The sequence below is a fragment of the Nonomuraea sp. NPDC052116 genome, from assembly GCF_040680035.1.
GTDB lineage: Bacteria > Actinomycetota > Actinomycetes > Streptosporangiales > Streptosporangiaceae > Nonomuraea > Nonomuraea angiospora_A.
On record NZ_JBFAWA010000001.1, the window covers coordinates 142,420 to 164,407 of the forward strand.

General features: G+C 71.6%; 19 protein-coding genes. 4 read left to right on the top strand and 15 right to left on the bottom strand.

Annotated features, from left to right (window positions below):
* Positions 1-79 precede the first annotated feature (79 nt).
* The 5 genes from AB0L65_RS00665 to AB0L65_RS00685 form a co-directional block, all read right to left on the bottom strand.
* Positions 80-2,923, bottom strand: coding sequence for a Tat pathway signal sequence domain protein (locus tag AB0L65_RS00665; protein WP_364239110.1), 2,844 nt, complete (start codon positions 2,921-2,923; stop codon positions 80-82).
* A 94-nt stretch (positions 2,924-3,017) separates the two neighbouring features.
* Entirely contained in the window at positions 3,018-3,842 is an 825-nt protein-coding gene (locus tag AB0L65_RS00670) for a carbohydrate ABC transporter permease (RefSeq protein WP_357731727.1), read from the bottom strand.
* Positions 3,839-4,723: a sugar ABC transporter permease gene (locus AB0L65_RS00675; protein ID WP_364239111.1), complete on the bottom strand. Its 885-nt coding sequence runs from the start codon at positions 4,721-4,723 to the stop codon at positions 3,839-3,841. Before AB0L65_RS00675 ends, AB0L65_RS00670 begins: the two co-directional genes overlap by 4 nt.
* Positions 4,720-5,976: a sugar ABC transporter substrate-binding protein gene (locus AB0L65_RS00680; protein WP_364239112.1), complete on the bottom strand. Its 1,257-nt coding sequence runs from the start codon at positions 5,974-5,976 to the stop codon at positions 4,720-4,722. Before AB0L65_RS00680 ends, AB0L65_RS00675 begins: the two co-directional genes overlap by 4 nt.
* Before the next feature lie 46 nt (positions 5,977-6,022).
* The gene (locus AB0L65_RS00685) at positions 6,023-7,186 is read right to left on the bottom strand and encodes a PLP-dependent aspartate aminotransferase family protein (RefSeq protein WP_364239113.1); all 1,164 of its coding nucleotides are present in this window, start codon (positions 7,184-7,186) and stop codon (positions 6,023-6,025) included.
* Positions 7,187-7,197: 11 nt separating this feature from the next.
* On the opposite strand from AB0L65_RS00685, the gene AB0L65_RS00690 reads away from it, so the two are divergent.
* Positions 7,198-8,232 (top strand): LacI family DNA-binding transcriptional regulator, encoded by a 1,035-nt coding sequence (locus AB0L65_RS00690; RefSeq protein WP_364239116.1) that lies wholly within the window; start codon positions 7,198-7,200, stop codon positions 8,230-8,232.
* 41 nt (positions 8,233-8,273) lie between these two features.
* Positions 8,274-10,436, top strand: a complete 2,163-nt coding sequence (locus tag AB0L65_RS00695) for a helicase-associated domain-containing protein (RefSeq protein WP_364239117.1) — start codon at positions 8,274-8,276, stop codon at positions 10,434-10,436.
* A gap of 48 nt (positions 10,437-10,484) precedes the next feature.
* On the opposite strand, the gene AB0L65_RS00700 is transcribed toward AB0L65_RS00695, so the two are convergent.
* The 10 genes from AB0L65_RS00700 to AB0L65_RS00745 form a co-directional block, all read right to left on the bottom strand.
* Positions 10,485-11,972 (bottom strand): cation acetate symporter, encoded by a 1,488-nt coding sequence (locus AB0L65_RS00700; protein ID WP_364239119.1) that lies wholly within the window; start codon positions 11,970-11,972, stop codon positions 10,485-10,487.
* Positions 11,969-12,397 (bottom strand): hypothetical protein, encoded by a 429-nt coding sequence (locus AB0L65_RS00705; RefSeq protein ID WP_364239121.1) that lies wholly within the window; start codon positions 12,395-12,397, stop codon positions 11,969-11,971. The genes AB0L65_RS00700 and AB0L65_RS00705 overlap by 4 nt, the downstream gene beginning before the upstream one ends.
* 43 nt (positions 12,398-12,440) lie before the next feature.
* Complete coding sequence (locus AB0L65_RS00710; protein ID WP_350722200.1) at positions 12,441-13,187, bottom strand: LytTR family DNA-binding domain-containing protein; 747 nt, start codon at positions 13,185-13,187, stop codon at positions 12,441-12,443.
* Positions 13,188-13,220: 33 nt separating this feature from the next.
* The gene (locus AB0L65_RS00715; protein WP_364239123.1) at positions 13,221-14,399 is read right to left on the bottom strand and encodes a histidine kinase; all 1,179 of its coding nucleotides are present in this window, start codon (positions 14,397-14,399) and stop codon (positions 13,221-13,223) included.
* A gap of 75 nt (positions 14,400-14,474) precedes the next feature.
* The gene (locus tag AB0L65_RS00720) at positions 14,475-14,879 is read right to left on the bottom strand and encodes an HIT family protein (RefSeq protein WP_364239125.1); all 405 of its coding nucleotides are present in this window, start codon (positions 14,877-14,879) and stop codon (positions 14,475-14,477) included.
* Between the two features lie 18 nt (positions 14,880-14,897).
* Positions 14,898-15,614 carry a DUF1838 family protein gene (locus AB0L65_RS00725; RefSeq protein WP_350722204.1) on the bottom strand — a complete coding sequence of 239 codons (717 nt, stop codon included), beginning with the start codon at positions 15,612-15,614 and terminating at the stop codon, positions 14,898-14,900.
* Positions 15,615-15,640: 26 nt separating this feature from the next.
* Positions 15,641-16,066, bottom strand: coding sequence for a protease inhibitor I42 family protein (locus AB0L65_RS00730; protein ID WP_364239712.1), 426 nt, complete (start codon positions 16,064-16,066; stop codon positions 15,641-15,643).
* 51 nt (positions 16,067-16,117) lie between these two features.
* Complete coding sequence (locus AB0L65_RS00735) at positions 16,118-16,756, bottom strand: DUF3618 domain-containing protein (RefSeq protein ID WP_364239127.1); 639 nt, start codon at positions 16,754-16,756, stop codon at positions 16,118-16,120.
* A complete protein-coding gene (locus AB0L65_RS00740; protein WP_364239128.1) occupies positions 16,753-17,133 on the bottom strand; it encodes a phage holin family protein in 381 nt (126 codons plus the stop codon). Before AB0L65_RS00740 ends, AB0L65_RS00735 begins: the two co-directional genes overlap by 4 nt.
* A 256-nt stretch (positions 17,134-17,389) precedes the next feature.
* Positions 17,390-18,151 (bottom strand): methyltransferase domain-containing protein, encoded by a 762-nt coding sequence (locus AB0L65_RS00745; protein ID WP_350722209.1) that lies wholly within the window; start codon positions 18,149-18,151, stop codon positions 17,390-17,392.
* A gap of 95 nt (positions 18,152-18,246) precedes the next feature.
* On the opposite strand from AB0L65_RS00745, the gene AB0L65_RS00750 reads away from it, so the two are divergent.
* Positions 18,247-21,222 (top strand): DEAD/DEAH box helicase, encoded by a 2,976-nt coding sequence (locus AB0L65_RS00750; RefSeq protein ID WP_364239130.1) that lies wholly within the window; start codon positions 18,247-18,249, stop codon positions 21,220-21,222.
* Positions 21,222-21,986, top strand: a complete 765-nt coding sequence (locus tag AB0L65_RS00755) for an SWIM zinc finger family protein (RefSeq protein WP_364239132.1) — start codon at positions 21,222-21,224, stop codon at positions 21,984-21,986. Before AB0L65_RS00750 ends, AB0L65_RS00755 begins: the two co-directional genes overlap by 1 nt.
* Positions 21,987-21,988 lie beyond the last annotated feature (2 nt).

Here is a 21,988-nt window from a genome sequence, read left to right on the forward strand (position 1 = left end):
TCGCTGGGGTCCGGCGATTAGTTGGAGATGGCTTGCGGTGAAAGGTCTGTTACGTGCGACGAGCGGTTGATCGCTCGTTTCATCGGGGCGCTTCCACGGAGAGCGCGAACAGGTGGAGCTGGGGCCGGGTGAGCGCGGGCAGGGTCAGCGAGCGCAGCTCTCTGGCCGGGTCGAGCGCCGCCTGCACCTCGAACAACCCGACCCGCAGCGAGTTGGCGCCCGTGCGGCCGTGACGGTGGGTGCAGCGGAGCACCTCGGAGGCCCCCGCCCCGGGCTGGCCGCCCCAGTCGGGCAGGACGAACGGCACCTGGGCGGTGGTCCCGTCGGCGTACGCGGCGGTCAGCGTGGAGGTGACGGCCCCGGAGCTGGCCGCGCCCAGCAGCCGGACCTTGGCGTACCTCCCGGACGGCACGGCGATCGTCTGTCCCTGGCCGGCGACGTTGTTCCCGGCCCCGTCCCCGTACGCGGGGAAGACGAAGCTCAGGCCCTCGTGGACGAGCGGCCCGGCGGGCGGCAGCTCCTCGGCCGGATAGGTGTAGCCGGACCCGTCGAAGTCGCCGTCCGTCATCGCCTCATGCGTGGAGACGCCGTCGTTGCCGAAGTACGCCGACAGGTCCACCGGCGTGGTGGGCCCGGGAGGCGGGATCGGCGGCAGCCCCCAGGCGTCCCCCGGCTTGCTGACCGGCACAGGTCCGATGACCGGGTCGGGCCGCGCGCCCGTGTGGACGAGCACCTCGCTCCCCTTGCCCAGGGCGATCTCCACGACGCCCTCCCCCAGGTCCTTCACCCGAGCGGGACGGCCGTCGGACAGCACGGCGGTGACCGGCCCGTCGAGCCCGTGCCTGAGCCTGAGCGGCGCCCCCGCCACGCTCCTGACGCGGATGAACGAGGTGCGGCCGCCCTTGCGCACGGCCGAGACCAGGAACGCGCCCTGCGTCCGGAAGTCGTGGATCGCGACGTCCGCCCACGAGGCGGGCACGGCCGGGAAGACGCGGACGATCCCGCCCCAGCTCTGGCAGAGCATGTCGTGGAGAGACTGGGCGGCCGACAGCGGCGTCTCGATGACCGGCCCGGCCTCGGCGTAGTGGGTGTTGGCCGTGCACGGGTAGCGGGCGGCCGGGTCGAAGAACCGGTCCAGATACGACAGCGCGGTGTCGCCCCGGCCCATCATGGCGTAGAGCGAGGCCGCGCCGGTGTAGCTGTAGCCGCGGTGCGCGCCCGTCAGCGACTGCCAGTGGGCGACCGACTTCTCGATCAGCTCGCGCTGCTCCGGCTGGTCCCAGTTGACCAGGTAGAGGGGGTAGATCATGAGGAGGTGGGAGTAGTGGCGGTGCGACTGCGCGTACGGCGTGCTCGCGCCGATCATGAAGCCGTCGGCGTCGGCCGGGTAGTCCACGAGCGTGTCCAGCACCTCCCGCCACTTCGCCGCGAGCGGGTCGTCGATCCCGAGCCGCTCGGCCGACTCGATCAGCGTCCGGCAGCCCCACCGGATCAGCGCCAGGTCGTAGTTGGTGTCCTGGGGCGGGGTGACCGGGTATTCCGGTGAGAGCGTGCTGGGCAGGTGCAGCTTGCCGTCCGCGCCGGCGGCCAGGAAGTGCAGGTAGTAGTTGATCGCGCGCCGCAGCAGCGGGAAGACCGTATCACGCAGCAGCCTGTCGTCCATGGTGTGCCGATAGGTCAGCCACACGTTGTGCAGCGCCCACGTGAGGTCGCCCACCTCGGCGCCCGTGCCGGGCGTGCCGACGCTCCGGTTGCAGAACATGTCGGAGCTGCGTCCCAGCCCGGCCGAGTCGGCGCGGTAGGCGGCCGGCACGTTGGCGACGAGCTGGTCGCGGTTGCGGTCGAGCGTGCTGGTGAGCGAGTCGAGCTCCAGGTGGTTGGAGCCGTGGATGAGCCAGTACTCGAGCTGCACGTTGAGGTTCCACCACACCGCCGGCCACGGGGTGGACTCCAGCCAGGGGCCGGTGGTGGCCATGACGGGGCCGCCCGTCCGGCCGGCGGAGGCGACCTTGTAGAGCTGGATCCAGTAGAAGCTCTGCAGCCGCTGGTCGGGCAGGGAGACGAAGCTCTTGCCGTAGAAGTCGTGCCACCAGTCACGGTGCCGCTTCCGCGTGATCCCGTACGGCGGCGCGTTCCGGATCCTGGCGAGCGCGCTCTCCTGGGCCTCGGTCGCGGACGGGAAGCTGTGGCCCACGGTGGCCAGGAGCGTCCCGTCCTTGACGCGGTAGGCGGTGGCGGTCTGGCCGCCCCCGGTGAGCGGCTGGAGCACCTGCTCGACGTCGCCCGCGGTCGCGGTGGTCCAGGGCGGGTTGGGCGTGTAGCCGCTGGGCGGGGCCTCGGAGACGGATCGGGGGCTGACGGCCTCCTCGGGGTGGAAGGTCCAGCGCACCTGCTCCTCGCCGCCGGCCTCCGCCTTGGCGACGAGGACTTCGTCGTGGATGAACGCGGAGAAGGACAGCTTGCCCCTGTCCGTGGTGACGGTGCCGGTGATCTCGGCGTCCCACAGGCTGAGCCGCAGGTCGACGGCCGTGATCGTGCCGACCGGGTCGAGGGTGACGTGGCCGACGGGCAGGCGGCAGGTGCCCCAGCCGCTGCCGAACTGGGGCCGGTGGTCCTGGACGCGGCCGTGCTGGACGGTGAAGCGGATCTTGTTCTGGCCGGGCTCCTGGTAGACCATGCTGCCCAGCAGGCCGTCGCCGAGGAACGGGCCCTCGGACCAGGTCCTGGGCATCCTGCCCCAGAGCAGGTCCTGGCCCTTCATGAACTCGGTCCAGGGCACGCGCTGCCGGAGCTGCCAGCCCCGGGCCGCCCCGGCGGGCTCGGCGGGCTCGGTTTCCGCGAGCGCCGGGGCGGCGGGGACGAGGGCGAGGCCTAAGCCGCCGAGCACGGCACGGCGGGTCGGGTCGTGAGAGGGGGGTGTCATGCGGGACCTCACAGACGAGACATCGGGTCTTTCGCCTGTATGACACGCAAGATGACCTTAGTCAAGGGCGGTCAACCTAAATTCATCGGATGCATCACCCCTTAACGGCGCCAGCGGTGAGCCCTTCGACGATGTAGCGGCGGATGGCGGCGAACAGGACGAGGGTCGGCAGCACCGAGATCACGGTGGCCGCGGCCATGGAACCCCAGTCGATGTCGTACTGGGTGATGAAGGAGTTCATGGCGACCGGGATGGTCTTGGCGTCCTCGCTGTCGATGAACGTGATCGCCAGGAACAGCTCGTTCCAGCACTGCACGAACGCGAAGATGAACGTGGCCGCGATGCCCGGCAGCATGACCGGGATGACCACCCGCACCATGGCCACCAGCCGCGAGGCGCCGTCCACCTGCGCGGCCTCCTCCAGCGCGACCGGCACCCGCTCGTAGAAGCCGCGCATGATGATCGTGGCGAACGGCACCAGCATGGCCACGTACACCAGCATCAGCCCGGCCAGCCGGTTGAGCAGGTCGAGGTCGGACATCAGCAGGTAGAGCGGGCCGAGCGCGATGAACAGCGGGATCATCTGCGTGACCAGGAACGCCAGCATCAGCGCGCCCCGGCCGGGGAAGGCGAAGCGGGCGAGCGTGTAGCCGCCCAGCACGCCGATCGCGGTCACCACGCCGGCCGCGACGAGCGAGACGAGCAGGCTGTTCAGCAGGTACGCGCCGAAGTCCGCGAACGAGAACAGCTCCTCGTAGTGCTCGAACGTCAGGTTGCCCGGCCAGTACCTGAGCGGCATCGAGAAGATCTCGGGCTTGGGCTTGAGCGAGGTGACGACGATCCAGTAGAGGGGGAAGAGGGTGATCAGCAGCCAGGCGCCCAGCACGACGACCTTGGCAGCGGTGGCGACGCGTCTCATCTGGCCTTCTCGAATCTCGTCGCGTTCAGGTAGAAGACGCTGAAGGACAGCAGCAGGCCCAGGATGAGCAGGCCCACCGCGCCCGCCCGGCCGTAGTCGCCGCCGATGACCTGCTGGATGAGGAAGGTCGTGATGATGTCGGTGCCGCCGGCCGGGCCGCCGCCGGTCATCGAGTAGATGAGGTCGGGGAAGTTGAGGATCCAGATGATCCGCAGCAGCACGATGAGGGCGAGCGTGGGCCGGATGTGCGGCAGCGTCACGTGCCAGAACTGCCGCAGCCGCGACGCGCCGTCCACGGCCGCCGCCTCGTACAGCTCCTTCGGCACCGACTGCAGGGCGGCCATGATCATGATGGCGAAGAACGTGACGCCGTACCAGATGTTGGCCACGATCACCGACGTCATCGCCCACCCGGGGGTGGCCAGGAAGCCGATGCGCTGGTCGATGAGGCCGGTCCTGAGCAGCAGGTCGTTGATCACGCCGAACTGCCCGTTGAACATCCACCGCCACAGCAGCCCGATCAGGAACCCCGACATGGCCCAGGGGAAGAACACCCACGCCTGGTAGAGGCCCCGCCCGCGGAAGTGCCGGCGCAGCAGCAGCGCCAGCCCGAAGCCGAGGAAGAACTGGAAGAACAGCGAGACGACCACCCACGTGCCGGTGTTCCGCAGCGCCGTCCAGAACCGGTCCTCGGCCAGGACGGCCCGGAAGTTCTCCAGGCCGACGAAGGGCGTCGAGGTGATGTCGAACAGGTTGTAGCGCTGGAAGGCGATGACCGTGCCGCGGATCATCGGGTAGTACGTGAACACGGCCACGAAGACCACGCCGGGCAGCAGGCACAGAGCGATGAACCTGGCCCGGCGGGCGGTGAAGAGCCTCATGAGACCTTCTTGGCCTGGTCCGTCCAGAAGGCGTCCCACGACTTGAGCACCTCGGCCGTGGTCTTCTTGCCGGTGATCAGGGCCTGGACGTCACGGTCGGAGTCGACGAGGAACTGGCTCCAGCCCGGGTAGTCGACGGGCCTGATCGTGATCACCTGCTTGGGGTCCTGCTGGGCCTGCAGGTACGCCTTCCACGCGCCCTGCGAGAACTGCGGGTCGCTCTGGGCCTGCTTGGAGATCGGGATGAGCGAGTTGCCCTTGGCGAAGGCGATGCTCTGCTTGGCCTCCGACAGGAACTGGACCAGCTTGACCGCCTCCTTCGGGTGCGTGGTGAAGGAGGTGGCGCCCCATCCGGCGTAGCCGACGGGCTGGAAGGCGTATCCGGACGGGCCCTTGGGGATGGGGGCCGTCGACCAGGCCGACATGCCGCTCTCCTGGACCGTCTTGATCACTTCGGGGTCCTGGATGAGCATGCCGGTGACGCCCGAGGTGAACCCCTGGACCATCTCGGGGTAGCCCCAGGAGACGGAGTCGGGCGGCGACGCCTCCTTGAAGATCTTCACGTAGAGGTCCATGGCCTGGGCGGCCTCGGGGGTGGAGAAGATCGTCCGCTTGTCCTTGAGATAGAACGATTTTTCGGGATTCAGGGCTTCGCCGTTGTACGCGCTGACCATCATGACCGCGTAGTCGGCCCCGCCCTTGCCGCCCCGGAACGAGTAACCGAACCGGTCGCCCGAGGTCATCTTCTTGCCGGCCTCGTAGAGCTCCTGCCAGGTGGCCGGCGGCTGCGTCATGCCCCGGTCCGTACGGTAGAAGATCGTGCGCTCGTAGAAGCCGTACGGGATCAGATACGCCTTGCCGCCGACCTCGACGGCCTTCTTCTGGGCCAGCTCGGTCAGGTCCGACCAGCCGGGCCACTCCGTGGTGGGCAGCTCGGCCAGCCAGCCGTTGTTGGAGAAGGACTTGGCCGTGTGGTCGCGTACTTCCAGCACGTCCAGGTCCTTCTTCGTCTGCAGGATCTGGGTGATCTTCTGGTCGGCGCTGTCGAGCGGCGGCGAGATCAGCTCCACCTTGATGCCCGGGTTGGCCGTCTCGAAGTCCTTAAGCAGCGTTTTGATGAGCTTCGTGCGTTCGGGACTGGTCAGGCTCTCGATCATGCGGAGCCGCACCTCGCCGGGGGACGACGAGCCGGAGCCGCAGCCCGCGAGCAAGAGCGTGGCGGCGACCGCGGCCGCCAGGAGGGGGGTTCTCATGCTGAGCCTCCAGCTTCAGACAGCGCTGTCAGTCACGCGCTGTCAGTCACGCTAGGCGACCGACCCCCTCCAGCGCTAGACCGAGATCCTTGATCAACGTGTCCGCGGGCTCCAGGCCGACCGAGAGCCGCACGAGGCCGACGGGGATGCCCATCGTGGCCCGCACGCTCTCCTCGGTGGACAGGGCGGGCGCGTTCACCAAGCTCTCAAAACCACCCCAAGACACCCCAATCCTGAAATGTCGCAACTTGTCGAGGAAGAGTCCGACCTCCTGGCGCGATTCCGTGTCCAGCACCAGGCTGAACAGGCTGGAGAACCCCGACATCTGCCGCTTCGCGAGGTCGTGCCCCGGATGGGACGGCAGCCCGGGGTGGTTCACCGCCCGCACGGCCGGATGCCCCGTCAGGAACTCGGCCACGGCCAGCCCCCGCTCCTGGTGCGCGGCCATCCGCACGGGCAGCGTGCGCAGCCCCTTGATCACCTTGGCCGCGTCGTGCGGCGACATGGCGGCCCCGTACAGCTGGTACTCGGTCAGCGCCAGCGGCCTGATCAGCCGGGACGGGCCCACCACGACGCCGCCCACGAGGTCGCTGTGCCCGCCGATGTACTTCGACAGCGAGTGCACGACGAGATCGACGCCCATGGTCAGCGGCTTCTGGAAGATCGGCGTGGACCAGGTGTTGTCCATCACGCTCACCAGCCCGCGATCCCGCGCCCACGCGGTGACTTCGGCGATGTCGACCACGGCGTAGGCCATGTAGGACGGGGACTCGAAGTAGAGTAGACGGGTGCTCGCCCTGATAGCGCTGTCACACTCCGCGAGGTCGTTCACGTGCGTATGCGTGACCCCGAACTTCTCCAGGTAGCGCAGGAACTGGGTGGTCGGCCCGTACACTGCGCCCAGCACCAGCACGTGGTCCCCGGCCTTGACGAGCGAGGAGATGGTCGCCGAGATGGCCCCCATTCCCGACCCGAAACACTTGGCACGCTCTCCCCGCTCGAGCGCGGCGAGCTTACGCTGAGCGAGGTCGACCGTCGGGTTGGTCCCCCGCCAGTAGACGTACCTCTCGTCCTCGTTCCTGATCGCCTCGCCGAGCTCCTGCGCGCTCCCGAACGTGAACAGCGAGTTCTCGAACACCGGCGGGTTGACCGCGCCCAGCGCCCAGGGCTCGTCCTCGCCCAACCGGCCACAGATCCATTCGTCATCCATGGGGGCAGACTATGACAGCCAGGGATCTGGGTGACCGGGCGGCCTCCCGGGGTGAAACCACTCGCAAGCCGACCATGGCCGACGTGGCCCGCCACGCGGGCGTGAGCCTCAAGACCGTCTCCCGCGTGGTCAACCAGGAGCCGCACGTCCGGGCCTCGCTGCAGGAGCGCGTGCAGGCGGCCATCAGCGCGCTCGGCTACCGCCGCAACGAGGCCGCCGCCCGCCTGGCCAGGGGCGCGACCATGCTGACGCTCGGGCTGGTGATGGAGAACATCTCCAACGAGTTCTACTCCCGCCTGGCCGCCGCCGTGGAGTCCGCCGCGGCCCGGTACGAGGCGCTGGTGGTGTTCGGCTCGTACGAGGAGAGCGCCGACAAGGAGCGCATGCTCATCGAGTCCATGTACGCCCGGGGCGTGGACGCCCTGATCGTCGTCCCCTCGGCGGCCGATCACTCGTGGCTGGCCGAGCACGCCTCGCTCACCACGGTGTTCGTGGACCGCGTGCCCCCGGGCCTGGAGTCGGCGGACGTGGTGCTGCTGGACGACGTGCGGGGCGGCCGGGCCGCGACCGAGCACCTGCTGGCCCGCGGCCACCGCCGGATCGCGCTGGTCTCGGACGACGAGGGCATCAGCTCGGTGCACGACCGCGCGACCGGCTACCGCGCGGCCCTGCGCGCGGCCGGGCTGACGGCCGACGACGCGCTGACGGTCCGCGGGCTCTTCGACCCGTGGCGGGTCTCCCACGAGGTGAGCCGCCTCCTGGACCTGCCCGACCCGCCGACGGCCTTCTTCGCCACCAACAACCGCGCCGCGATCGGCATCCTGCAGGCGCTGCGGGAACGTCCGGAGCGGCCCGCGTACGTGAGCTTCGACGACTTCGCCCTGGCCGACGTGTTCAACCCCGGGGTGACGGTGGTCCGCTACGACACGGCCCGCCTGGCCCGCAGCGCGGTGGACCTCCTGCTGAACCCGTCGCCGTCGCCCCGCCGCGTCAAGGTCCCGGTCGAGCTGGTGGCCAGAGGCTCGGGCGAGCTGCCGCCCTCCTGAACACCATGCGTGAGCGGCGTTCGTCTCGCTAGGGTCGAGTTGTGCCTCTTCCCGCCGCCGACCTCGCCCGGCTTCTTCGCAACCGGCCGGAGCTGGCCGCCGTCCCCTCCGCCGAGGCGCTCGAACGCCTGCTCGCGGCGCCGGAGCTGGCCGTGCCCGCCCTGCTCGCGCTCGACGCCGACTGCCACCTCGTCAGCCAGGCGCTGCAGATCCTGGGCGGCGAGGCCGGCCGCGCGGCGCTGGCCGAGCTGCTCCACGACCCCGGCGACCGGCTCGGCGAGACGATCGAGACCCTGGCCGCGTGGGGTCTCGTGACCCTCGACGGGGGCGGTGACGGGGGCGGCGACGGGGGCACGGTGAAATCCCCGCACCCGCAGGGGCTGTGGGCGAACCCGTTCGGGCTGGGCCGGCCGTTGCGCGAGCTGACCGCCGAGGACCTGAAGTCCCTAGTCAAGGGGCTGGGCGGCAGGCCCAAAGGCCGCAGGTCGGAGGTGCTCGCCCAGGCGGCGGAGATCGTGCGCGACGGCCGGGCCGTCCGCGCCCGCGCCGCCGCGTTGCCGCGCGAGGCGGTGGCGCTGCTGGAGTCGATGGCGGACGGCCAGCCGGTCTTCCGGCACGCCGTCTGGTACGGCACCGGCGATGCGGACCATCCGGTCACGCGCCTGGCCGAGGCCGGGTTCGTGGTGCGGGACGGCTGGGAGTACGAGATGCCCATGGAGGTCGCGCTCGCGCTGCGCGGCGACGGCTGGAAGCCGGAGCTGACCGGCCAGCCGGACGTGCCGTCCGTGGAGCTCACCGGGCACGCGGACGGGCTCGCCGCCGCGCTGGCCGCCGTGGACCAGGTGGAGGCGCTGATCGAGCTGACGGGAACGCAGCCCATCGCCGAGCTGAAGGCGGGCGGGGTGGGCGCGCGGGAGCTGAAGCGGGTGGCCAAGGCGCTCGACGTTCCCGAGCAGGCGGTCGTGCTCTGGCTCGACGTCGCCTTCGGCACCGACCTGATCGCCTCCGAGGCCGGCGAGAGGCTGGCCGGCACCACGCTGGCCGACGAGTGGCTGGGCCTGGATCCGGCCTCGCGCTGGCAGGCCCTGGTGGAGTCCTGGCTGGCGATGCCGCAGGCGGCCACGTTCAGGGTGACGGGCTGCTGCGAGGAGCACATGACGCCGCAGGCTCCGCCATACCAGTTCGAGTCCGGGGCCGGCGAGATCCGGCGGGCCGCGCTGCGCGTGCTCCAGACTCTGTCTCCCGGGCGGGGATCGAGCCCTGAGGGGATGCTCCCGGCCGTGGGCTGGCGGACGCGGGCGATCAAGGAGTTCGCGCCGGCCGCCGCCGAGTTCGTGGCCGCCGCCCTGCGCGAGGGCGAGCTGCTCGGGATGGTCCAGGAGGGCGCGCTGACCGAGCTCGGCCGCGCCCACCTCGACGGCGCCGGCGTGGCCGGCCGCTTCCCCACGCCGACCCACACCGTGACCCTGCAGAACGACCTGACCGCGATCGTGTCGGGGGTGCCCGCGCCGCAGCTGACCGCGTTCCTGAACGGCTGCGCCGACCTGGAGTCACGCGACCGGGCCAGCGTGTGGCGCTTCTCGCACAAGAGCGTGCGCCGGGCGCTGGACGCGGGGGCGACGGCCGACGGCCTGCTCGAGGAGCTGGCCCGCGTCGCCGCCAAGGCCGTCCCCCAGCCGCTGCGTTACCTCGTCACCGACGTCGCCCGCAGGCACGGCGCCGTCCGCGTCACCTCCGCCGCCTCCGTGGTGACCGCGGAGGACCCGGCGCTCATCACCGAGCTGTGCGGGACCAGGGCCCTGCGCAAGCTGGCGCTGCGCGCCATCGCCCCCACGGTCGCCCTCAGCGCCCTGCCTCCCGACGAGACCCTCCAGCTGCTGCGGCAGGGCGGCCACGCCCCGGTCGCCGTGGCCCCCGACGGCACCATCAAGGCGGAGCCGCCCCAGCGCCGCCGCCTGCCCGTGGAGCCCGACCCGGCATGGGACGCCACCGCGATCCTCCAGGGCGGCGAGCCCGGCACGCCCGCCGAGGCCCTGTCCGTGGCCTCCGTCACCGGCGAGCCGATCGTCATCGTCTGGCAGCGGCGTGAGCACTACATGGAGGACATCGAGCTCACCCGCGGCACGGTGTCCGGCTACTGCCACGACTGCGGCACCGAACACACCTTCCAGCGGGCCCGGATCAAGGAGGCGCACCTGCCCTGACCACCGGCGGGATCACTGGCGGGGTCACTGGCGGGATCACTGGCGGGGTCACGACGAGCGCGGGCGCCAGTCGCCGCGGTCGAGGTCGAGGTCCTCCGGGGTGTGCAGCCTGACCATGGTCCTGGCGACCCCGGGCGGCACGCGGTGCGGGGTCAGGAAGGACACCGACACCATCACCGCGAACGCGATCGGCACCGTCCAGGCCGCCGGCTGGCCCAGCAAGGCGCCGGCGGGCCCGTCGTACGGACCGGCGACGATCGTGACGAGCACGGCCGCGCACGCCAGCCCGCCGCCCACGAACAGCCCGGCCAGCGCCCCCGTGGTCGACAGGCGGCGCCACCAGATGCCCAGCACGAGCAGCGGGCAGAACGACGAGGCCGCCACCGCGAACGCCAGCCCCACCACGTCCGCCACCGGCAGCGCCCGCGCCCACAGCGCCAGGGCCAGCGGCACCGCGACCGCCATCAGCGTGGCGATCCTGAACGAGCGCACGCTGCCCTTGAGCAGGTCCTGCGCGATCACCCCCGCCACGGACACGGTCAGCCCCGACGACGTGGACAGGAACGCGGCGAACGCCCCCGCCGTCACCAGCGCCGTCAGCAGCTCGCCCAGCGTGCCGCCGACCATCCGCGCGGGCAGCGTCAGCACGACCGTGTCCGTGCGGACCAGGTCGGGCGCGTAGAGGCGGCCGAGCCAGCCGTACACGGCGGGCATCAGGTAGAAGGCCCCGAGCAGCGACAGCACCACCAGCGTCGTGCGGCGGGCGGCCCGGCCGTCCGGGTTGGTGTAGAAGCGCACCAGCACGTGCGGCAGCCCCATGGTGCCCAGGAACGTGGCCAGGATCAGCGAGTACGTCGAGTACAGCCCGTACTCCTTGCCCCCGGCCAGCGGCACCTGCCAGGTGGCCGCGTCCTGCGGGCCGACCGCGGGCGCGCCGTCGGCCTTCCACGCCATCAGCAGGAACACCAGCGGCAGGGCCAGCGCCGTCAGCTTGAGCCAGTACTGGAACGCCTGCACGAACGTGATCGACCGCATGCCGCCGGACAGCACGTTCACCGCCACGACGACCGCGACCAGCAGGCCGCCCACCCACACGGGCGCGCCGGTGATCTCCCGCAGCACCAGGCCCGCGCTCTGGAACTGCGGCATCAGGTAGAACCAGCCGATCAGCACGACGAGCACGCTCGCGGTGCGGCGCACGGCCATCGACTCCAGCCTGGCCTCGGCGAAGTCCGGCAGCGTGTACGCCCCCGAGCGCCGCAGCGGCGCCGACACCAGCACCAGCAGCACCAGGTAGCCGCCGGTCCAGCCGACGGGCAGCCAGAGCATGTCCACGCCGAACGACAGGATGAGCCCGGCGATGCCCAGGAACGAGGCCGCCGACAGGTACTCGCCGCCGATGGCCGAGGCGTTCCAGAGCGGGCTGACGGTGCGGGAGGCCACGTAGAAGTCGGAGGTGGTGCGGGAGACCCTGATCCCGAACGCCCCGATCAGCACGGCCGCCACCATCACGATCAGGACCGCGGTCAGGCTCATCGGCGCTTGACCAGTTCGGCGAAGTGGCGCTCGTTGCGCTCGGCCTGGCGCACGTACAGCCAGGCGCCGATGACGAAGGCGGGGTAGATGAGCCCGGCGAGCACCGCCCACGGGAGCGGGACGCCGAGCAGGTGGACCGAGCGCAGTTCGGGGATGAGCAGGAACAGCAGCGGCAGCCCGCCGACCACGCACGCCAGCACCGTGCAGACGAACAGCGCCAGCCGGACCTGGGTGCGCAGGAACGAGCGCATGTAGACCTCGCCGAGCCGGGTCTGCTCGTCGATCTCCCGGGTGGCCGGGTAGCGGGGCCGGCGCGCGGCGGCCGTACGCGGGCTCATCACGGCCACCCGGCGCAGGATCTCGCGCCGGGACGCCTCGGCGCGGGGCAGCGGGGCCCGGCGCCCGGGACGCGGTTCGGGGCTCATCTCGGCGCTCCCTCCCCGGCCGGGCCTCCCAGGATCGCGCTCATCACGACCTCGCCTTCCTGGCTCTGCGCACCAGCAGGTCGCGCAGCTCGCGCGTGTGGCGGCGGCTGACCGGCAGTTCGGTGTCCCCCACCCGCACCGTGCACTTGCCCGAGTCGATGTGCAACTCCTCGATGTGCTTGACCGCCACCAGATGGCTCCGGTGCACGCGGACGAACCCGGCCGAGGCCCACCGCTCCTCCAGGGTGGCCAGCGGGATGCGCACCAGATGGCTGCCCGTCGCCGTGTGCAGCCGCGCGTAGTCCCCGTGCGCCTCGACGTAGATCACGTCGGCGCTGGACACGAACCGCGTCACCCCGCCCAGTTCGACCGGGATGGTGTCGGTCTCCCCCGCTTCCGCGGGCACGTCGGCCGAGACCGCCACCCGCCGGATCGCCTCCGCCAGCCGCTCCGGGCGTACCGGTTTGAGCAGGTAGTCCTCGGCCTTGATCTCGAACGCGTCCACGGCGTGCTCCTCGTACGCCGTCACGAACACCACCCGGGGCGGGTTCGCGAACTGCGACAGCAGCCGCCCGAGCACCACGCCGTCGAGCCCGCGCATCCGGATGTCGAGGAACACCGCGTCGATCGGCCGGCCGTCGGCGATGGCGCGGTCGAGCAGCCGCAGCGCCGCCGCGCCGTCCCTGGCGGTGGCCACCTCGCCGATGCGGGGGTCGGCACGCAGCAGGTACGACAGGTCTTCGAGGGCAGGCAGCTCGTCATCGACCGCGAGGACCCGTAGTTGCGCCATAGACAGTGATAAAACCGACAAGAAAGATCGAGGTCAACGGGCAGAGACACCTGGGTGATATTTCGGCAACCTGATGTTGACCTTGGTGCCCGCTCCCTGGGCGGTCTCGACCACGAGGCCGTACTCGTCGCCGTAGACCTGGCGCAGCCGTTCGTCCACGTTCGCCAGCCCGACGCCGCCCGTGGGGGCGATGTCACCTGCGAGGATGCGGCGCAGCCGGTCGGGGTCCATGCCGAGCCCGTCGTCCTCGACGCTGATGCGGCACTCCGCCCCGGCGTCCTCGGCGATGATCGTGATGCGGCCGACGCCGTTGCGGCTCTCCAGGCCGTGCCTGACGGCGTTCTCGACGAGCGGCTGCAGGCACAGGAACGGCACCGCGACCGGCAGCACCTCGGGCGCGATCCGGAGCGTCACCTGGAGCTGGTCGCCGAACCTGGCCCGCTCCAGGATCAGGTAGCGGTCGATCGAGCGCAGCTCCTCGGCGAGCGTGGTGAACTCGCCGTGCCGGCGGAAGGAGTAGCGGGTGAAGTCGGCGAACTCCAGCAGCAGCTCCCTGGCCCGCTCCGGGTCGGTGCGGACGAAGGAGGCGATCGTGGTGAGCGAGTTGTAGATGAAGTGCGGCGAGATCTGCGCCCGCAGCGCGCGTACCTCGGCCTCCATGAGCAGCGTGCGCGAGCGGTCCAGCTCGGCCAGCTCGAGCTGCGAGTCCACCCACCCGGCCACCTCCTGCGCGGCCCTGACCAGGCCGGCGGAGGCGTCCTGCCCGTAGGCGGCCAGGGCGCCCACGACCCGGTCGTCGGTAGTGAGCGGCACCACCACGGCCTGGCGGATCGGGCATTCGAGCAGCTCGCAGTCGATGGTCAGCACCTGGGTGCGGCCGTCCTTCAAGGTGGCCGCCGCGTGCTCGAACGCCTGGTCGGCGTGGTGCTCGCCGGCGCCGTCGTACACGAGCAGCCGCTCGCCGTCGGTGATGGCCAGCGCGGCCGAGCCGAGCAGCGCGCGCAGGTGCCGCGAGGCCCGCTCGGCGCCGTCGGCGGTCAGCCCGGACCGCAGCGGCGGCCCGGCCAGCGAGGCGGTGTGCAGGGTCTCGAACGTGGCCCGCTCCGCCGGGCTGGTGCCCAGCTCGCGACGGCCCCGCATGACCCGCCAGAGCACGATCGCGGGCACGCTCACGAGCACCGCGACCACGGCGACGCCCACCACGTACTCCACGCCGCCAGAGCTTAACTCAGAGGCCCTCCTTCGTCGGTCCTCTGAGCAACTCCCGTGTCCATTGGCTCGCTTCGCTCACAGAGCCTTCGCTATCAGGTCCGCGTACGACTCCGCCTCCTCGGTGGAGTCGTACTTGGTGCGCGGCCAGAAGAAGCCGCGCAGCCCGTCCTTCCTGTTGCGCGGCACGATGTGCACGTGCAGGTGGGGCACGCTCTGGCTGACGCGGTTGTTCATGGCCACGAACGTGCCGGCGACCTGCAGTCCCTCCTCCACCGCCCGGGCCACGGCCTGCACCCGCTCGAAGAACGGCCCCACGTCGGTCAGGTCGGCGAGCGTCTCCACGTGCATCCTCGGCACCACCAGCACGTGCCCCTTGAAGACCGGCCGGACGTCCAGGAACGCGACCGCGACCTCGTCGGAGTGGACCATGGTCGCGGGTCGCTCACCCGCGATGATCTCGCAGAACAGGTCAGTGCTCACCGCCCGACCCTATCCACCTCATCCGCGAGACTGCCCCGCCCGCTCGGCGAAGGCCGTCCAGCTCGTCACGTTGGGCGCCGACCACTCGGCGGGCGCGTGCAGGAAGTGCTCACCCACCCGCTCGCGCAGCCGCTGCGGCACCTCGGCCACCTTGGCGCCCCGGCAGTGGTAGACCAGCCCGCCCGCGCGCTGCCCCATCGCCATCCACGGCAGCCACGGCGAGACCCGGCACCACGAGAACACGCACGGCACGTCCGGCACGCCCGAGTCCAGGTCCTTGGCCGAGGCGAAGAACTGGAACAGCTCCATCGCCCGGTAGGTGTCGTTCGCCGAGTTGTCGGGGTAGTCGGCGACCTTCAGGGGCGAGGGGTAGGCCAGGCGGATGTCGATGTTGTAGACCACCTGGTCGCCCAGGCGGGTCGTCGGCACCGGGTAGGCGCCGAGCCGCTGGTTGACCGGGTCGTTGAAGACGTGCTGCACCTCGACCGTCCGCTCCGTGAGCGGGTTGTCCCAGGTGTCGAGCACCTCCCTCGTCTTCGGGTCGAGGTAGAGGGCGGCCTCCCTGGTCAGCAGCTGCCAGCCGCCGTCGGCCTCGACCGCCCTGGCCACGTTCAGCCCCTCGAACCCGAACAGGTGGTGCGGCCCGCCGTCGTCCTGCCAGCCGTACACGTCGCCGGTCCAATAGGAGATGGTCTCCGCGCCGTCGGAGGAGGCGCGCACCCGGATGAAATCCATGATCCCCACAGTAACCGGGCGACGCTCTACTTGACCGATACGGTGAAGACGGCCTCGCCCGACTGCTGCCTGCTCTGCTCGTCCGGCGGCGTCGTGGCCTGGCCGCACCGCCAGCAGTCGTACAGTTTGATCTCCGTCGTGCCCGGGCGCTTGCTGTTGAAGACGAAGTAGGTCGTGCCTCCGGCGCCGACCCCGCCGCCACCCTCGGTCTTGTGCTCCTCGCTGATGAACGAGGCGACCTTCGGGTCCGGCACGGCGACCAGCTTCCACTCGTCGCCCACCGACGGGTTGTCGGCGACGGCCAGCGAGAAGCGCTGGCCGGGGCGCAGCTCGACGGGCACGGTGGTGCCCTTGGTGCCCTTGACCACCGTGCCGAAGTCGCTCACCGCTGAGCCTCCGCCGCACCCGGCCGCCAGCAGGGCGAGCGTGGCGGCGGCGATCGTTCGACGCATCACCACGGCAGGGTATCGGCCCGTGCGGGCGCCGGCCGTACCCGTCCCCTTCTACCGGTGCGTGTGGCGGTTCCGCCGCATCATCATGCGGCGGACGACGAAGGCGAGCACGGCGCCGGCCGCGGCGACGAGCAGCACGGGCCGCTTGCGCGCCTGCCCGGCGGCGTCCTTCACCTGGTGCGGCGTGCCTTCGCGAACCTTGCCCGCCACCTCGGACGCCTTCTCCTTGACGGATCCGGCCATGCCCGCGGCCCTGTCCTTGGCGGTCTCGGCCACGTGGGCGGCCCTGGCCTTGACGTCGGCCTTGGCCGCCAGCGCCCCGACGGTCTCGCCCAGCTCCCTGCGGGTTTCCTCGATCTCTTTACGCACATTGCCCTCCTCGTGGTGACCTGTCCCGCGTGCCGTCTCACGCGTGTGGTGCGTCCTGCTGTGATGGTGATGACGCGGCGACTCCGCCTCGGCCCACTCGCGTTCCAGGGCCTGGGCACGCTCGTCGTCGTGAGGGGGTTCGGGGGCGAATGTCTCGTGTGCCATCCGCTCCTCCTCCACCCGCCGGGCGTTCTCGGCCGCGCCCGGCCTGGTCGGCGGTACGTTGATGGACTCCCGTTCGGTCGGCGTGCCCACGGTCTGCCTCCGGGCGCCGACGTTTCCGGCATATTGCTCGCTGTATCCAGGGTCGGTCTCGCTCATCGCCGCGCCCTCTCCTTGACCATGTCGATGTCGGCCCTGACGCTCGCGAGGGTCTCCGACGGGACCGGCGACCCGGCGCGTCGCACCTGTCCCTTACCGACCAGGCCGAGCAGCGCGGCGACGACGAAGAGCAGGCCCGCCACGATGGCGGCGGCGGCCCACGCCGGCAGGACCAGGGCCAGCAGCAGAATGACGGTGGTCACGAGTGCGGCGCCGCCGAAGAACGCGGCCATTCCCGCCGCGCCGAACAGCCCCGCGCCGAAGCCCGCGCGCTTGCCTTTTTCCGCCAGCTCCATCTTCGCCAGGCGGAATTCGTCCCTCACGAGCCTGGAGAACTGCTCGGAGAGGTCGTTGACCAGCTTGTGGGTGTCGTTCACAACGCTCGCCTCCTCCGCTGAGGAAGGCGACTACCCAAACAAACGGCCTTCTATCATGCGGTTTTACCGCTTGGCGACCTTGAGCAGAAATCCGAGGGCCGACAGCACCGGGTCTTTCTGCACTTCGCACCAATTGTCCGGCTGCTTGGGCTTGCTCCACGGAGACGGGAGCTCGCACGAGGGAGCCTGCGGCTTGGGCCGCTCACACCACGATCCGGGAGGGTTCATACCAATATGCTACAACTTCAGGTGTGGCTTATATAAGCCTTTCCTCACCTCTTGCGCAGATGAGGTGGATTAGCGCCGCCACCCTCCGGTAGGGGTCGGTCCGGCCCGCGCGTTCCTCCACCGCCAGAATTTCGTCGATTTCCTCGGGGACCGGCGCTCCGTCCGGCGCGGCGTCGCAGAACACCCGCACGCCGTACCACTGCGGCACCTCCAGCCCCTGTACGGCCAGCCGCCGCGTGAGCTCGTCGAGCCGGTCGGCCCTGGCGGGGACGCCGAGCCGGTTGACGTAGCCGGTGCCCTCGAACGCCTGCAGCGCCCCCGCCCAGTCGCCCATGAGCCCGTTGCGCATGGCGAGGGCGTCGCCGTTGCGCACGAGGAGTGAGAGCCGGCCGCCGGGCGCGAGGAGGCGGGCGAGGTCGGCGAGCAGCGGGTCGGGGTCGTCGAAGTACATCAGCACGCCGTGGCACAGGACGATGTCGAAGCTCCCCGGCCCGAACAGCTCCCGCAGCCGCCCGGCCTCGGCCTGGACCGTCCGGATGCTCATGCCCGGCTGGATCCCGGCCTCCAGGAGGCGGAGGAGGTCGCGGGAGGCGTCGAGGGCGGTGACGTGGTGGCCCCTGGCGGCCATCCTGAGCGCCTGCGTGCCCTGGCCGGAGCCCACGTCGAGGATGCGGCAGGGGGTCTTGGGGAGGTGTGCGGCGAGCTGGCGGGTGACGAGGTCCTGCCGGACGACGTCCCGCAGCGCCCCCAACCGGGCCGCCCACCTGCCCTCTGCCCCTGAGAACCTCATGTGCAGGATCCTAGGCGGACCCGATCTTCCCCTCCTCGCGGGCCCCCGGCCGCAGGCGCGGCGGCGGGGCGGCGCCGACGCGGTAGCCTGCCGGGGTGCTGGTACACGGGGTCTGGGCGGCCGGCGGGCTCGCCTTCTGGGCGGAGACCGCCGAGGCCGGCGACGCGTCCCCCGGGGCCGCCCCGCGCCGGCCGCAGCGCCGTCCGACGGGGCCCGCGCCCCACCCGTTCGCCTCTCCCGCGTCCGGCGTCGCCGCCGCGCTCGGCCTCGACGACCCGCCGTCACGGACGCTGGAGCTGCTCCTGCCGGGCTCGGCCAAGGAGCCGCTGCCCTCGCCGGAGACCGGCCGGCTCGCGGAGACGACCCGGCCGCGGCTGCGCCTCTGGCAGGTGCCCGTCGTGGTGCCGCCCGCCTCGGAGGCCCTGTACGTGCTGGACGGGCACACCGGGACCGCGACCATGCGCCACTGGGCCGCCGTGGCGGCCTTCGCCCGCGACCTCGTACGCCGGGGCCGCGTCATCCCGCAGCTCGTCCCTTCCTCTGCGGGCGGCCGTGAGCCCGAGGACGCGATGGCGATGTGGGCCGTGCCGGAGGCCGACGCGCGGGCCGTGTGGCGGCCGGTGGTGACCGGGGCCGACGCCGGCTACTTCCGGGAGCTGGCGCTGGCCATGCCGCCCGCGTGCCGTACCTCCCAGGTCGAGCGGCCGTCCGCCGGCGTCCTGCTCGACGCCTTGGAGACCTTCGCCGACGCCCTCGTCCGCCAGACCCTCACCGAGCCCCTGGTCGCCCGGCCCAGGACCCTTCACGAACGCTGGCTGGCCGCCCTGACCGGCGCCGCTCCGCAGTGCCCCGACGTGCCCGGCCTGCGCGAGGAGCTGGAGCGGTGGCACGAGAGCGTCGCGTCGGCCGAGGGAGCGACCCGCGTGTGCTTCCGGCTGCTGGAGCCCGCCGACACCGAGGACTGGCGGGTCGAGCTGGCGCTGCAGGCCGCCGACGACCCCAGCCTGTACGTCCCCGCGGCCCACGTCTGGACCGGCGAGACGGTGACGGGGCTGCCCGGCAGGCCCGAACGCGACCTGCTGGCCGGGCTCGGCCGGGCCGTCCGGCTCTACCCGGAGCTCGACCGCGCCCTGCGCGGACCCACGCCGAGCGAGCTTGCGCTGGACACGGCCGGCGCGTTCGGGTTCCTGCGGCAGGCCGCGCCCCTGCTGCAGGCGGCCGGATTCGGGGTGCAGCTGCCCCGGTGGGCCGGGCGTACGAGGCTGGGGCTGAAGCTGACCACCAGGGCCAAGGCGCAGACGGCGGCCACCGGGCAGGGGTTCGGCATGCGGGAGCTGGTCGACTTCCGCGTCGACCTGGCGGTGGGCGACGAGACGATCGGCGAGGCGGAGCTGGCCGAGCTGGCCCGGCTGAAGGTGCCGCTGGTCCGGGTGCGCGGCCAGTGGGTGGAGCTGGACGACCGGCAGCTCAAGGCCGCGCTCAGGGCCGTGGAGGGCGCCCGTACGGGGGAGGCGAGCGCCGCCGACCTCCTGCGCCACGTGGTGCAGGAGGACGACGCCGAGCTGCCGCTGCTGGAGATCGACGCCGACGGCGTGCTCGGCGACCTGCTGTCCGGCCAGGCCGAGCGGCGGCTGACGCCCATCGCGACCCCCGCGGGGCTGGACGCCACGCTCAGGCCCTACCAGGAGCGCGGCCTGGCGTGGCTCAGCTTCCTGTCGGAGCTGGGCCTGGGCGGCGTCCTGGCCGACGACATGGGGCTGGGCAAGACGATCACCACGCTGTCCCTGCTCGTCCACGAGCGGGCCGGTGCGCCCACGCTGCTCGTCTGCCCGATGTCCCTGGTCGGCAACTGGCAGCGGGAGGCCGCCAGGTTCGCGCCCGGCCTGCGCGTCTACGTGCACCACGGCAGCGGGCGCGACGCGGCGCTGATCCCCGGCGCCGATCTCGTGATCACCACGTACGGCACCGCCCAGCGCGACCTCGAGACGCTCAAGCGGCACGAGTGGCGCAGGGTCGTGTGCGACGAGGCGCAGGCGATCAAGAACAGCGGCACGCTCCAGGCCCAGGCCGTGCGCTCGATCCCCGCGGGCGGCCGGCTCGCCCTCACGGGCACCCCGGTCGAGAACCACCTGGCCGAGCTCTGGTCGATCATGGAGTTCGCCAACCCGGGGCTGCTGGGGCCGCGCTCGCGGTTCAGGACCCGCTTCCAGGAGCCCATCGAGGCCCAGCAGGACGAGCAGGCCGCGCGGGCGCTGAAGCGGGCGACGGGGCCGTTCATCCTGCGCCGCGTCAAGACCGACAAGTCGATCATCTCGGACCTGCCGGAGAAGCTGGAGGTCAAGGAGTGGTGCCCGCTCACCACGGAGCAGGCCACGCTCTACCAGGCGGTCGTGGACGACATGCTGGCCAAGATCGACGACAGCGAGGGCATCGAGCGGCGCGGCCTGGTCCTGGCCACCATGGCCAAGCTGAAGCAGGTCTGCAACCACCCGGCCCACCTGCTCAAGGACGGCTCCCGCCTGGCGGGCCGGTCCGGCAAGCTCACCCGGCTGGAGCAGCTGTCCGAAGAAATCCTGGCCGAAGGCGAAAAGGCCCTGCTTTTCACGCAATATGCCGAGTTCGGCACCATGCTGCAGCCGTACCTCGCCCAGCGGCTCGACACCACGGTCCTGTGGCTGCACGGCGGCCTGCCGAAGAAGACGCGCGACCGCCTGGTGGACCGGTTCCAGAACGACGAGGAGCCGATGCTGTTCGTGCTGTCGCTCAAGGCGGCCGGGGTCGGGCTCAACCTGACCGCCGCCAACCACGTCGTCCACGTGGACCGCTGGTGGAACCCGGCCGTCGAGGACCAGGCCACCGACCGGGCCTTCCGCATCGGGCAGCGCAAGAACGTGCAGGTGCGCAAGCTCATCTGCGCGGGCACCCTTGAAGAGCGCGTCGACCAGATGATCGAGCGCAAGAAGGCCCTGGCCGAGCGGGTGGTCGGCACCGGGGAGGACTGGCTGACGGACCTGTCCACGGAGGAGCTGCGCGAGGTGTTCAGGCTCACGGCGGAGGGGGTGGGCGGATAGTGCCGGACTGGTTCCAGGCCACCAGGCCGATCAAGGTCGAGGGCGGCATCAGGGCCCGCACCCAGCGCGGGACCATCGGCTCCACGTGGTGGTCCAGGCGTTTCATCGACATCCTGGAGCGCGTCTGCGACAAGGGACGGCTCTCGCGGGGCCGCGCCTACGCGCGCCAGGGCCAGGTCCTGTCGATCGACCTGTCCCCCGGCGAGGTCAGGGCCGCGGTCCAGGGCTCGCGGCGGGAGCCGTACGCGATCGTGGTCAGGATCGAGGCGTACGACGAGCGGCGCTGGGCCCTCATCGAGGAGGCGATCGCCGAGCAGGCCGTCCACCGGGCCAAGCTGCTGGCGGGAGAGATGCCGCCGGAGATCGAGGAGCTGTTCGCGGCGCTCGGGATCGACCTGTTCCCGCGCGATCTCGACATGGACTGCTCGTGCCCCGACTGGGGGTTCCCGTGCAAGCACCTGTCGGCGGTGCTCTACCTGCTGGCCGAGTCGTTCGACGACGACCCGTTCCTGGTGCTGGCCTGGCGCGGCCGGACCCGGGAGCAGCTGCTCGGCTCGCTGGCGGAGGACGCGCCCGGGCTGGAGGTGCGGGACGTGCCGTTCGCCGACCGGCTGGCCGACTTCTACGCGCCGGGCGCCACGGCGCACCGGCCCGAGCGCCGCCCCGCGGCCGCCGCCCCGGACCTGCTCCTGCGCGTCTTCCCGCCGCCCGCCGACCTCGCCCGTACGCTCACCCCGGCGTACCGGCGGCTCGCCGGCTCCTGAGG